This is a genomic window from Kluyvera cryocrescens NBRC 102467 (genome assembly GCF_001571285.1).
Lineage (GTDB): Bacteria > Pseudomonadota > Gammaproteobacteria > Enterobacterales > Enterobacteriaceae > Kluyvera > Kluyvera cryocrescens.
The window spans coordinates 63,060-75,367 of the sequence record NZ_BCTM01000018.1 but is presented as its reverse complement, the minus strand read 5'-3'; the positions used below and the strand labels follow the sequence as shown (position 1 = coordinate 75,367).

At 55.6% G+C, this 12,308-nt stretch carries 13 protein-coding genes; 10 read left to right on the top strand and 3 right to left on the bottom strand.

Annotated elements, in window-relative coordinates; genetic code table 11:
- Nucleotides 1–122 precede the first annotated feature (122 nt).
- Both ubiC and ubiA read left to right on the top strand, forming a co-directional pair.
- On the top strand, nt 123–620 hold the full coding sequence (ubiC, locus tag KCR01S_RS14290; RefSeq protein WP_061283371.1) for a chorismate lyase: 498 nt from the start codon (nt 123–125) through the stop codon (nt 618–620).
- A gap of 14 nt (nt 621–634) precedes the next feature.
- Nucleotides 635–1,507 (top strand): 4-hydroxybenzoate octaprenyltransferase, encoded by an 873-nt coding sequence (gene ubiA, locus KCR01S_RS14285; protein WP_061283370.1) that lies wholly within the window; start codon nt 635–637, stop codon nt 1,505–1,507.
- Nucleotides 1,508–1,597: 90 nt separating this feature from the next.
- Here ubiA and plsB read toward each other — a convergent pair whose 3' ends face one another.
- Nucleotides 1,598–4,039 carry a glycerol-3-phosphate 1-O-acyltransferase PlsB gene (gene plsB, locus KCR01S_RS14280; RefSeq protein WP_061283369.1) on the bottom strand — a complete coding sequence of 814 codons (2,442 nt, stop codon included), beginning with the start codon at nt 4,037–4,039 and terminating at the stop codon, nt 1,598–1,600.
- Between the two features lie 185 nt (nt 4,040–4,224).
- On the opposite strand from plsB, the gene KCR01S_RS14275 reads away from it, so the two are divergent.
- The 4 genes from KCR01S_RS14275 to KCR01S_RS14260 all read left to right on the top strand — a co-directional run bounded on the left by KCR01S_RS14275 (nt 4,225) and on the right by KCR01S_RS14260 (nt 7,035).
- Nucleotides 4,225–4,593 (top strand): diacylglycerol kinase, encoded by a 369-nt coding sequence (locus KCR01S_RS14275; protein WP_061283368.1) that lies wholly within the window; start codon nt 4,225–4,227, stop codon nt 4,591–4,593.
- A gap of 99 nt (nt 4,594–4,692) precedes the next feature.
- Nucleotides 4,693–5,301: a transcriptional repressor LexA gene (gene lexA / locus KCR01S_RS14270; protein ID WP_061283367.1), complete on the top strand. Its 609-nt coding sequence runs from the start codon at nt 4,693–4,695 to the stop codon at nt 5,299–5,301.
- A gap of 69 nt (nt 5,302–5,370) precedes the next feature.
- A complete protein-coding gene (dinF, locus tag KCR01S_RS14265) occupies nt 5,371–6,690 on the top strand; it encodes an MATE family efflux transporter DinF (protein WP_061283366.1) in 1,320 nt (439 codons plus the stop codon).
- Nucleotides 6,691–6,825: 135 nt separating this feature from the next.
- Nucleotides 6,826–7,035, top strand: coding sequence for a CsbD family protein (locus KCR01S_RS14260; RefSeq protein WP_035897337.1), 210 nt, complete (start codon nt 6,826–6,828; stop codon nt 7,033–7,035).
- Nucleotides 7,036–7,077: 42 nt separating this feature from the next.
- Here KCR01S_RS14260 and zur read toward each other — a convergent pair whose 3' ends face one another.
- Nucleotides 7,078–7,593, bottom strand: a complete 516-nt coding sequence (gene zur, locus KCR01S_RS14255; protein WP_052281831.1) for a zinc uptake transcriptional repressor Zur — start codon at nt 7,591–7,593, stop codon at nt 7,078–7,080.
- Nucleotides 7,594–7,718: 125 nt separating this feature from the next.
- Here zur and KCR01S_RS14250 point away from each other — a divergent pair, with 125 nt between their 5' ends.
- The 4 genes from KCR01S_RS14250 to pspG all read left to right on the top strand — a co-directional run bounded on the left by KCR01S_RS14250 (nt 7,719) and on the right by pspG (nt 11,129).
- Nucleotides 7,719–8,207 carry a cupin domain-containing protein gene (locus tag KCR01S_RS14250; RefSeq protein WP_061283365.1) on the top strand — a complete coding sequence of 163 codons (489 nt, stop codon included), beginning with the start codon at nt 7,719–7,721 and terminating at the stop codon, nt 8,205–8,207.
- 174 nt (nt 8,208–8,381) lie between these two features.
- On the top strand, nt 8,382–9,629 hold the full coding sequence (locus tag KCR01S_RS14245; protein ID WP_061283364.1) for a conjugal transfer protein TraF: 1,248 nt from the start codon (nt 8,382–8,384) through the stop codon (nt 9,627–9,629).
- A gap of 122 nt (nt 9,630–9,751) precedes the next feature.
- Nucleotides 9,752–10,750, top strand: coding sequence for a tRNA dihydrouridine(20/20a) synthase DusA (gene dusA / locus KCR01S_RS14240; protein ID WP_061283363.1), 999 nt, complete (start codon nt 9,752–9,754; stop codon nt 10,748–10,750).
- Nucleotides 10,751–10,889: 139 nt separating this feature from the next.
- Nucleotides 10,890–11,129 (top strand): envelope stress response protein PspG, encoded by a 240-nt coding sequence (gene pspG, locus KCR01S_RS14235; RefSeq protein ID WP_061283362.1) that lies wholly within the window; start codon nt 10,890–10,892, stop codon nt 11,127–11,129.
- A 172-nt stretch (nt 11,130–11,301) separates the two neighbouring features.
- On the opposite strand, the gene KCR01S_RS14230 is transcribed toward pspG, so the two are convergent.
- Nucleotides 11,302–12,285 (bottom strand): quinone oxidoreductase, encoded by a 984-nt coding sequence (locus KCR01S_RS14230; protein WP_061283361.1) that lies wholly within the window; start codon nt 12,283–12,285, stop codon nt 11,302–11,304.
- Nucleotides 12,286–12,308: the final 23 nt, after the last annotated feature.

The window sequence follows — 12,308 nt, the reverse complement described above, 5'->3', positions numbered from 1 at the left end:
TGACGCGCTACGGCGACTGTTGCAGTGCTGTTGCGCTATTGATCGTATTTGACCATTCCTGCACCCCCTCACGCACCTTTCTGCGATACAATAACCCAACGCTATGTATTGGAGAGACAGGCATGTCGCACTCTGCACTGACGCAGCTGCGTGCTTTGCGCTATTTTGACGTCGTTCCCCCGCTTGAACCGGCTCAACGCGATTGGCTGATGCTGGAAGACTCGATGACCAAGCGGTTTGAGCAGTATGGGAAACCCGTTAGCGTGACGCTATTAAACGAAGAATTTATTCGCCGCGATGCGCTGGCCGATGAACAGCATTTGCTGGCCGATGAACCTCGCTATTGGCTGCGAGAAATATTATTGTGCGTCGGGGGGGAGCCGTGGCTTGCCGGGCGTACGGTGGTGCCAGAGTCGACCCTATGCGGTCCGGAGCTGGCGCTGCAGCAACTGGGGCAGACGCCGTTGGGCCGTTATCTGTTTACGTCCTCCCAGTTAACCCGCGATTTTATTGAGATTGGTCGTCATGATGCGCTGTGGGGGCGCCGTTCCCGCCTCCGCTTGAGTGGAAAACCGCTGCTGCTGACGGAGCTGTTTCTACCGGCATCGCCGTTGTACTAAGAGGAAGAAGAAAAATGGAGAGGAGTCTTAGGCCGAACAAGCTGCTGGCTTACCATCAGCTGATGCGCACGGACAAACCGATCGGTGCCCTGCTATTGCTGTGGCCAACGCTGTGGGCACTATGGGTTGCCGCACCGGGCGTACCGCCGCTGTGGATCCTGGCGGTGTTCGTCGCCGGCGTCTGGCTGATGCGTGCCGCAGGCTGCGTGGTGAATGACTACGCGGATCGCAAATTTGATGGCCATGTAAAACGCACCGCCAATCGCCCGCTGCCAAGCGGCGCGGTCAGCGAGAAAGAGGCCCGCATCCTGTTTGCCGTGCTGGTCCTGTTGTCGTTCCTGCTGGTGCTGACACTCAATACCATGACTATCCTGCTGTCGGTTGCCGCGCTGGCGCTGGCCTGGGTTTATCCGTTTATGAAACGCTACACCCATCTGCCGCAGGTGGTGCTGGGGGCGGCGTTCGGCTGGTCGATTCCGATGGCGTTTGCGGCAGTCAGCGAATCGCTGCCGCTTAGCTGCTGGTTGATGCTGCTGGCGAATATCCTGTGGGCCGTGGCCTACGATACTCAGTACGCCATGGTTGATCGCGATGACGACGTGAAAATTGGCATCAAATCAACGGCGATATTGTTTGGGGAAAATGACCGCTTAATTATCGGCATTCTGCAGGTCTGTGTGCTGGGGCTGATGGCGCTGATTGGCTGGTTGAATGGACTTGGCTGGGAGTTTTACTGGTCAATTCTGATTGCCGGGGCGCTGTTTGTTTATCAACAAAAGCTGATTCGTCACCGCGAACGCGGGCCGTGTTTCCAGGCGTTTCTCAATAATAACTACGTGGGTCTGGTGCTGTTTATTGGGCTAGCGATGAGTTATTGGCAGTTCTGATGCTGTAAAAAAAGCCGGATAATTATCCGGCTTTTTTGTGTCGTACGCAGAGTGACTCGCCCGACATATTTTTAACCAAACGATACGCTATCAGGCGTCCTTCAGCACAGGCTCTTCGTCTTGCGTGACGCTTTCAATCGTCAGGCGCACATCCGAGGTGATAAGGCTTGCCATCATCTGGTAAACCTTCATCGTCTCTTCCGGTTCGGCATCGCCGCTGTCGCTGATATAGCCTTCATCGCGCAGGGTTAACACCAGCGATGAGAACACCGCTTTATCGAAGAATTCCGGTGAGTTGATGCCGTGCAGCACCGACAGACGCTGCGCCAGCGTACGGCTCTCTTTCTCCAGCGTGCTACGGTTCATCGACGGGTTGCCGCTCAGCAGCCAGAAGGTGATGGCGTAGCGCTGCAGCGTCTCGCGCGCACCGGCCGCCAGCAATTGCAGCGTACGGGAATGCGAGGCGTTGATGTGCAGATCGTCGCCGTTGACGGTAATCAGCTCCTGACGCACCATTTCGGCAATCAGCGTGTCGATAACCGTTGGCAGCTCTTCGCGATCCCAGCGCAGGAACAGCTCGGCTTTCAGCATTGGATACAGGGTGTCGATATAGTCGGCCACCTGCTGACGCGTGATCTCACGATGTTGGGTCATAATTGACGCCAGCAGCGAAGGCATAATCAGCATATGCGCAATGTTGTTGCGATAGTAGGTCATCAACACCGCCTGTTCGCGTGGCAGAATGATGATATCGCCGATGGTGTCTTTCTCGACTTCGAACTTGTTCATCTGCAGCGCGTGGTCGATGAGCTCACTCGCGGACGCTTTCGGTGCGGTGGCATCCGGCGCATAAGGCGCGTTATGCATCAGGGCCAGATAACACTCCAGCTGCTGCGTTAGCTGCTCACGGGTCAACGAGCGCTGACGAGAGGCCAGCAGCGCGGTACAACACAGGTTCATGGCGTTAGCCGCACCGGCATTGTTGATACGCACCATCAATTCTGCCGCCATCTTATTCACGGTTGGCGTCAGCCACGCCGGGCGCACGGCTTCGATCGGGTCGATAGACTCGCGCCATTCCGGTACGTGGTGATTCAGGTAGGTCATCAGCGGCATTGGCTCGCCGAAGTTAACGTAGCCTTGACCGAGATTGCGCAGCTTGCTCAGGCCTTTCAGCATCTGCGGCAGGCTCTCTTTCTCTTTGGTCGCTCCGCGCAGCTCTTTGGCGTAGGTGCCCACTTCCATCACGTGCTCGTAGCCAATATAAATTGGCACTAAGGTGATTGGGCGGGAGCCGCCGCGCAGCATCGCCTGAATGGTCATCGACAGGGTACCGGTTTTCGGATCCAGCAGACGACCGGTACGGGAACGGCCACCTTCCACAAAGTACTCGACCGAATAGCCGCGGCTGAACAGCTCGCCGAGGTATTCGCGGAATACGGTGGAATAGAGCTTGTTGCCCTTAAAGGTGCGGCGGATGAAGAACGCGCCCAGGCGACGGAAAATCGGACCGGCTGGCCAGAAATTCAGGTTAATACCGGCAGCGATATGCGGTGGTACTAGACCTTGATGGTAGAGCACGTAGGAGAGCAGCAGATAGTCCATGTGGCTGCGGTGGCAAGGCACATAAACAATCTCGTGCCCGTCGTGCGCCAGCTGGCGAACGCGCTCGGCGTTATTGACGTTGATGCCCTGATACAGACGGTTCCAGGTAAAGCTCAGGATACGGTCGGTCAGGCGAATCATTTCGTAGGAGAAGTTGGCAGCAATCTCTTCCATCAGCGCAATGGCGTTCTGCTGCGCTTTTTCGTGGGAGATTTTTTTGCTACGCGCTTCATCTTCTACCGCTTTGGCAATGGCTTTAGAGGCCAGCAGCTTTTTGAACAGATCATGGCGCGCTGGCAGGCGTGGGCCCACCGCAGCCAGGCGCTGACGCGCAAAGTGCATACGCGCAACGCGAGCCAGTTTCTGGGCGATAGTTTTGTCCGTCCCGTGCTCATCGGCCATGCGGCGAAGAGAAACGGACGGTGAGAAACGCACGAAGCTATCGCGACCCAGCCAGGAGACGGCGAAGAATTTCTGGAAGCCGTTCAGCATCCGCAGTGGCGGATTAACTTCGCCTTTCTCACGGCCTGGAGAACGCCCAAACATCACCGACACCGGCACCATTTGCACATCCAAATCTGGATTGCTGCGGTGCAGGTCGAGGTAGTCGTGGAACAGCTTGATCGACTCTTCTTTCGGCGTGTAGTAGGTGAACACGCGCGGGCCGCCGTGAATGAACACGTAGCGCGGCAGCAGGGTGCCGTCGATTTCTAACGGTTCAAGCGGATCGGGCAGATCGTGCGCCAGGCATTGGGCGCGCAGCGTCAGTAAGTCGGCCTTAGAGTTATAAGGCAGGACGTACATAATTGGACGTGAAGTATCAAGCCCCAATTCCTGGGCAGGTTCTGCCGGAATAGACTTGCTCTTTACCAGAACACTTAATGGTAAATTCAGTAATTTGTAGTAAATTCGTGGCCAGCCGGACATAAACGATGTAAAGCCTCTGGTTAATCATGCAAATGCGCGGCAAGAATATCAGAAAGTCGGCAGAATTTCTGTTCTACCGCCTCATAATAATACACTAAGTGATTCGCGCGGCGGCAAGGCGGCAAACCCAGCAGCAACGTGAAGTACGCATTGTCATTGACGTCATAACGTAAAAGGTTCTTGAGATGGCCAATAATACCACTGGGCTCACCCGAATTATCAAAGCTGCTGGATATTCCTGGAAAGGATTTCGCGCGGCGTGGATCAACGAAGCCGCGTTTCGCCAGGAGGGCGTTGCATCCGTACTGGCGATTATTATCGCCTGCTGGCTGGATGTTGATCCGATCACCCGTGTGCTGCTTATTGGCTCCGTCCTGTTGGTGATGATAGTGGAAATTCTCAATAGTGCACTGGAGGCGGTTGTTGACCGCATTGGCTCGGAGTATCACGAGCTGTCTGGGCGCGCGAAAGACATGGGTTCGGCGGCGGTGCTGTTGGCGATTTTCGTTGCGCTGATGACCTGGGGCGTTCTGCTGTGGGCTCATTTCCACTAAAGCTGTGAAAACTGCCTGATTTCGTGCGTTTTATGGTTCCAAAATAGGCACTAGCTGTATATACTCACAGCATAACTGTATATACACCCAGGGGGCGGAATGAAAGCGTTAACGACCAGGCAGCAAGAGGTGTTTGATCTCATTCGGGATCACATCAGCCAAACGGGCATGCCGCCAACGCGTGCGGAAATTGCTCAGCGCTTGGGGTTCCGTTCCCCGAATGCGGCTGAAGAGCACCTGAAAGCGCTGGCGCGTAAAGGGGTGCTTGAGATTGTCTCTGGAGCCTCGCGTGGTATCCGCCTGCTGGTGGAAGAAGAAGCGGGCCTGCCGCTGATTGGCCGCGTTGCGGCGGGCGAGCCGCTGCTGGCACAGCAGCACATTGAAGGCCATTATCAGGTCGATCCATCGCTCTTCAAGCCGAGCGCCGACTTCCTGCTGCGCGTCAGCGGCATGTCGATGAAAGATATTGGTATTATGGACGGCGACCTGCTCGCGGTGCATAAAACCCAGGATGTGCGTAACGGCCAGGTAGTGGTTGCGCGCATCGACGAAGAAGTGACGGTGAAACGCCTGAAAAAACAGGGTAACGTCGTCGAACTGCTGCCAGAAAACAGCGAGTTTTCGCCAATCGTCGTCGATCTGCGTCAGCAGAACTTTTCCATCGAAGGGCTGGCCGTTGGTGTTATCCGCAACGGTGAGTGGCTGTAACAATCCCCCTCTGTCAAATGGCTGTGATACCTCTGTTATCACAGCCTTTTTTCTTTCTGGTTCATACCGATGCCGCTACTGACTTCTGCCGATAAGGCCCTGTGGCGCCTTGCGCTACCGATGATCTTCTCCAACATTACCGTGCCGCTGCTGGGGCTGGTGGATACCGCCGTGATTGGCCATCTCGACAGCCCGGTCTATCTGGGCGGCGTGGCCATTGGTGCGACCGCAACCAGCTTCCTGTTTATGCTGCTGCTGTTCTTGCGCATGAGCACGACCGGGCTGACCGCGCAGGCGTTTGGTGCCAAAGACCCGCAGGCATTGGCGCGGGCGCTGGTACAGCCGCTGCTGCTGGCGCTGGGCGCGGGGTTGCTGATTATCCTATTTAAAAACCCGCTGATTGATCTGGCGCTCTCTATTGTGGGTGGCAGCGGTGAGGTGCTCGAGCAGGCGCAGCGTTTTCTCGCTATCCGTTGGCTCAGCGCTCCCGCTTCGTTAGCCAATTTGGTGCTGCTGGGGTGGCTGTTGGGCGTTCAGTATGCTCGTGCGCCGGTGATCCTGCTGGTGGTGGGGAACGTGCTCAATATCGTGCTCGACCTGTGGCTGGTGATGGGGCTGCATATGAACGTGCAGGGGGCGGCGCTGGCCACGGCCATCGCCGAATACGCCACGCTGTTGGTTGGTTTGGGCATGGTGCGTAAGGTGCTGGTGATGCGCGGGATTTCCTGGGCGATGCTGAAAACCGCGTGGTTGGGCGATTTTCAACGCCTGTTGGCGCTCAATCGCGACATAATGCTGCGCTCGCTGCTGCTGCAGCTGTGCTTTGGTGCGTTGACCGTTTTTGGTGCCCGGCTTGGCAGTGACATTGTGGCGGTCAATGCGGTACTGATGACCATGCTGACTTTTACGGCCTATGCGCTGGACGGTTTCGCCTATGCGGTCGAAGCGCATTCCGGTCAGGCCTACGGGGCGCGTGATGGCAGCCAACTGCTGGAGGTGTGGCGGGCGGCGTGCCGTCAGGCTGGCGTTGTTGCATTGGCCTTCGCGCTGGTTTACGCCTTGCTGGGTGAGCATATCGTGGCGCTGCTGACTTCCCTTCCTGAGCTACGCGAGCTGGCTGACCGCTACGTGCTGTGGCAGATGGTGCTACCGGTCATTGGCGTGTGGTGCTATTTGCTTGATGGCATGTTTATCGGCGCGACGCGCGGTGCGGAGATGCGTAATAGCATGGCGGTGGCGGCGGCGGGATTTGCGCTAACGCTACTGACGCTACCGCTGCTCGGTAACCACGGCCTATGGCTGGCGCTTGCCGTCTTCCTGGCGCTACGCGGCCTGTCGCTGGCGTTTATATGGCGTCGGCACTGGCGAAACAATAGCTGGTTTGCCTGACGTGATGGTTAAAGATTCCGAATAGTGAAACGAAGTCAGAATGAGTGACTACAATTAATCTCAAGCTTAGCGAAAAGATGTTTGTTCTGAAGAAAAACTTTCGCTATTCACTCACTGACGATCGAGGATTCGACAATGAATAAAGACGAAGTCGGCGGCAACTGGAAACAGGTTAAAGGTAAAGTGAAAGAGCAATGGGGCAAACTGACCGATGATGATATGACGGTGATCGAAGGGAAACGCGATCAGCTGGTCGGTAAAATTCAGGAGCGTTACGGCTATGCGAAGGATCAGGCTGAAAAAGAGGTCGATAGCTGGGATAAACGTCATAACCACCGCTGGTAGCACAGCGCGTACAAGGATGTACGCAGTCCCGCTTAGCGCCCGCTAGCGGGACTTTTTCTTAATTTGAATCGTGTGGTCGTGCTGGCAGTGCTCATGCGCTTTGCAGGCTTCGACTTCAACGCATGCTGAGCACAGACCGTGTGCTTCAATCACGTTATGGCGTAGAGCAAAGCCCATTTTCGCCGCCAGCGCATGCATGATGTCTTCAACCCCTTCCGCGCACTCTTCTTTAACCACGCCACAGCGATCGCAGATAAACATGGCGGAAGTATGCGTCGGTTGGTCAAACAGGTGGCACAGCACGTAGCTGTTGGCGGATTCGACTTTGTGAACAAAGCCCTGCTCAAGCAGAAATTCCAGCGCGCGATACACCGTTGGAGGCTTAGCCTGCGGCTCTTTTACGCGCAGCAGATCGAGCAGATCGTAGGCGCTGATTGCCCCTTCCTGCAAACTCATTAGCCGCAGGACTTCCAGACGTTGTGGAGTCAGGCGCACGCCGCGTTGCGCACACAGCTTTTCAGCCTGCGCTAACAGTTCTTGCGTAGTGGTCTTATCCATTGGCGTCCTCGGTCTCGGGCGAAACAAACACCTACTTTATCATGTTATGGCAGAAACGCCGAGTTTCCACCGGTGTGCTATAGGTGTGTTATAGCAGGTGTTCATCACACTCAGGACCAAAAATAATGAAAAGACCCGATTGCATTCGCCATTGGCACGACGTTGAAGGCCCGGACGACTCAACCTATCCCGATAGCGACGAACGCTTTTCCATCGGTGCGCCGCTGGCTCGCGCGCTAGGGCTTCGACACATTGGTATTCACCACGAGCGTTTACCGCCGGGGCGCCGCACGTCCTATCCTCATGCGGAAAGCGATGAAGAGGAGTTTATCTACGTTTTGGAGGGGTATCCGCAGGCGTGGATTAACGGCTATCTGTGGAAGCTCCAGCCGGGCGATAGCGTGGGTTTCCCGGCGGGAACCGGGGTCTGTCACACCTTTATCAATAATACGTCAGAAGAGGTGCGACTACTGGTTGTCGGGGAGGCGAATAAGCGCTCCAACCGTATTTACTACCCGTTAAATGCCTCCTATGCCGTGACGCGTGAAGACCGCTGGGTGGACCATCCACCGCAGTTTTTCGGCCCGCATGACGGAAAACCTGGGCGAAATTAGCCATCTTCTTCTATAAAAGATTAGGGCGCTTACTAATAACGACAGGCCCGTTGAGAATTTCAGTTAAGGGAACAGACCACTTTTTGTCCCGTTATTCACAGCAATAGTTCGTCTCCATCCAGGCGATAACGGATGGAGGGTTGTTTCATAAACAGACAATAAGACGAGCAAACTGTGAATAAAAACGAAAAATTTTCGCTGATGGGGATCGCTGTCTCTTTTTTGGTGGCAGGTCAGGCAGGGGCCGCAAACGGCTGGACGGAGGCCCGAAATGACGCCATGGGGGGAACCGGGGTGGCTTCGGCTCACTATGGCAGCGGTGTATTGATCAACCCGGCATTGCTGGCGAAGGCTAAGCCGGAGGATGATATTACGGTCATTCTCCCCACTATTGGGGCACAGATTTCTGACAAAGATAATCTGCGTAACAAGATTGATGACATTAGCGATGATGTGAATGCTTATCGCCGTTCGTTGAACAACATCAACCTCGCCGATTTGTTCATTCCCGGTAGCCCTGGCTATCGGCAGGTCTCTTCCGCGGCAGGCAATCTGGCGGATCAGCTCTCATCACTAAAAGGAAAAACCGCACGGGCGAAAGCCGGCGCCGGGATGGCGATTACCATTCCAAACGATGTGCTGGCGGTAGCATTTGTGGCGAAAGCTGACGCGCGTGCGCGGGTGAGTTCGTATATCGATCAAGGTGATATCGACATTCTGCGCGGTATTCAGGCCACGCCATCTAAAGTACTGACGGCCAACACCAATGATTTGAAATCAGAAGGCTATGGCCGTGCGGCCATTGTCTCCGATTATGGCGTGGCGATTGCGCGCCAGTTTGATTTTGGCGGCATCCCGGTGTCATTCGGTGTGACGCCGAAACTGCAAAAAACCTGGCTCTACAACTACACCGTGTCGATCTACAACTTCAGCAGCGACGATATCAACAGCAGCCGCTATCGTAATGACGATACCGGTTTTAACGTTGATGCGGGGATGGCCGCCGATCTCAGTGAAAACTGGACGGTGGGGCTGAGTGGGCAAAATCTCTTCTCCCGCGATATCGACACCAAGGAAGTGGCGGGAGTGCGTGATACCTACCAAATCCGCCCGCTGGTCACCGCGGGCGTGGCGTGGCATACCGATATGCTGACGTTAAGTGCCGACGGCGACCTGACTGAAACCAAAGGCTTTAAGAGCGAGGAGAGCTCGCAGTACGTCGGCGTGGGGGCCGAGGTACGCCCACTCGATTGGCTGGCGGTGCGCGCGGGTTATCGCGCGGATGTGAAAAATAACGACAGCAACGTCTTTACCGGCGGCGTGGGTTTTGCGCCGTTTAACCGCGTCCATCTCGATCTGATGGGGCTGTACGGTGAGGATCAAACCTGGGGCGCCGGCGCGCAGGTGAGTGTGACGTTCTAAGCCACGCCACATCCTCCGGCTAAGCTTAGCGCCGCCGGGGGATTCCCCTCGAGCATTACGTTTCTGTTCAGGCTTTATGCTATAGTAGCCGCCCCTTTTTCCCGGATGCTTAAATAATCGCCATGTTGTCAGAATCTTCGACTGCTGCTCTCCCTGCACACCGTTTCTCCATCGCGCCAATGCTCGACTGGACGGATAGACACTGCCGCTACTTCCTGCGCCTGCTGTCGCAGCACACGCTGCTGTATACCGAGATGGTGACCACCGGGGCGATTATTCACGGTAAAGGCGACTATCTGGCCTACAGCGAAGAAGAGCACCCGGTTGCCCTGCAGCTTGGCGGTAGCGATCCGGCTCAGCTCGCGCACTGTGCGAAGCTGGCGCAGGCGCGCGGCTATGACGAGATTAACCTCAATGTTGGCTGCCCGTCTGACCGCGTACAGAACGGCATGTTTGGCGCTTGCCTGATGGGTAATGCGCAGTTGGTGGCGGATTGCGTGAAGGCGATGCGCGACGTGGTGTCGATCCCGGTGACGGTTAAAACGCGTATCGGCATCGATGACCAGGACAGCTACGAATTCCTCTGCGATTTTATCGACACGGTTTCCGGCCGCGGCGAGTGCGAGATGTTTATCATCCATGCGCGTAAAGCCTGGCTTTCTGGGCTTAGCCCGAAAGAAAACCGCGAGATCCCGCCGCTGGACTACCCGCGCGTCTATCAGCTTAAGCGTGATTTCCCGCACCTGACGATGTCTATCAACGGCGGCATTAAATCGCTGGAAGAGGCCAAAGCGCATCTGGCGCATATGGACGGCGTGATGGTTGGGCGCGAAGCCTATCAGAATCCAGGTATCCTGGCGTCGGTGGACCGCGAGATCTTCGGCGCGAGCGATGTCGATGCCGACCCGGTGGCGGTTGTACGTGCCATGTACCCTTACATTGAGCGTGAGCTGAGCAATGGTACATACCTGGGACACGTCACGCGTCATATGCTGGGCTTGTTCCAGGGTATCCCGGGGGCGCGTCAGTGGCGTCGCTACCTGAGTGAAAATGCGCACAAAGCCGGCGCAGGTATTGACGTCCTTGAGCATGCGCTAAAACTGGTTGCCGATAAGCGTTAATTATTTCGCTAAAACCTGGTCAAATTCACCACGCTCTGCACAATGTTGCGGGGCGTTTTTGTTTATATTCAATAAGTTATTTTTGGCACGGTTTTTGTAATAGTTCAACCAGATAAGTGTGAATTCTGGGAGAGCGACGATGCTGGAACTATTATTTGTGATTGGATTTTTTGTCATGCTGCTGGTCACGGGCATTTCGCTGCTCGGGATTATAGCCGCACTGGTAGTGGCAACGGTGCTGATGTTTGTCGGCGGCTTGTTCGCGCTGATGATTAAACTGCTGCCGTGGTTGCTGTTGGCCGTGGTGGTGGTGTGGATCGTTCGGGCGATTAATTCACCGAAAAATCAGAGCTTGCGCGGCGACTATCGGAGGTATTGAGGGCTTCGTCACAACCTCAAAAGTTTTGCATAAAACGCCGTAGGATTCGCGTAAAAAATCTGTCACTATGACTGGCGTTAACGAATTCATCGAGCTGTACCCTACATACAGCCGAACTAAAAAAAGAAAGGGCTTCCTACGGGAAGCCCTAGTCTTTTGTGCCGCAGAATCTTTACGGGATAAGCAGGCTCGAGCCCTGGGTTGCCCGGCTCTCCAGAATCTCATGCGCGCGTCGCGCCTCTTTCAGCGGATATTTTTGGTTCGCCGCCACATCCACTTTAATGATCCCACTGGCAATCAGTGAGAACAGCTCGTGGCTGGCTTCCTTCAGTTCGTCATAGGTCGTGATGTAGCCGTTGAGGGAAGGGCGTGTGACAAACAGTGAGCCTTTTTGGTTGAGGATGCCGAGGTTAACACCGGTCACCGGCCCGGACGAGTTACCAAAACTGACCATCAGGCCACGGCGCTGCAAGCAGTCGAGCGATGCTTCCCAGGTGTCTTTGCCAACCGAGTCGTACACCACCGGCAGCTTTTTACCGCCGGTGATGGCTTTCACCCGCTCGGCAATATTTTCATCACGATAGTTAATCACCTGCCAGGCTCCGGCCTGTAGCGCACGCTGCGCTTTCTCAGCGCTGCCGACCGTACCAATGAGCTTCGCCCCTAGCGCTTTAGCCCACTGGCAGGCAATCAGACCGACGCCGCCCGCGGCCGCATGAAACAGAAACGGTTCGCCGGGTTTGATTTCATAGGTTTTGCGCAGCAGATAAAAGACCGTCAGCCCCTTCAGGAATGAAGCGGCGGCCTGCTCGTAAGAAATAGCCGCCGGCAACAGGGCGACTTTATCGGCCGCGACGTTATGCACGGAACTGTAGGCGCCAAGCCCCGACTGCGCGTAAACCACGCGATCGCCAGCTTTGATATGCTTAACGTTGCTGCCTACCTGGCTGACTATGCCCGCGGCTTCGGTGCCCAAACCGCTTGGCATTGATGGCGGCGGGTAAAGGCCGCTGCGGATATAGGTATCGATATAGTTAATGCCGATCGCTTTGTTTTCCACCTGCACTTCGTTTTCAGCAGGGGCGTTGGGGGTGAATTCGACGGCGTTTAGCACTTCGGGGCCGCCATGTTTGCTAAATTCAATACGGGTTGCCATGCTTCCTCCAGAACAATGTGGTA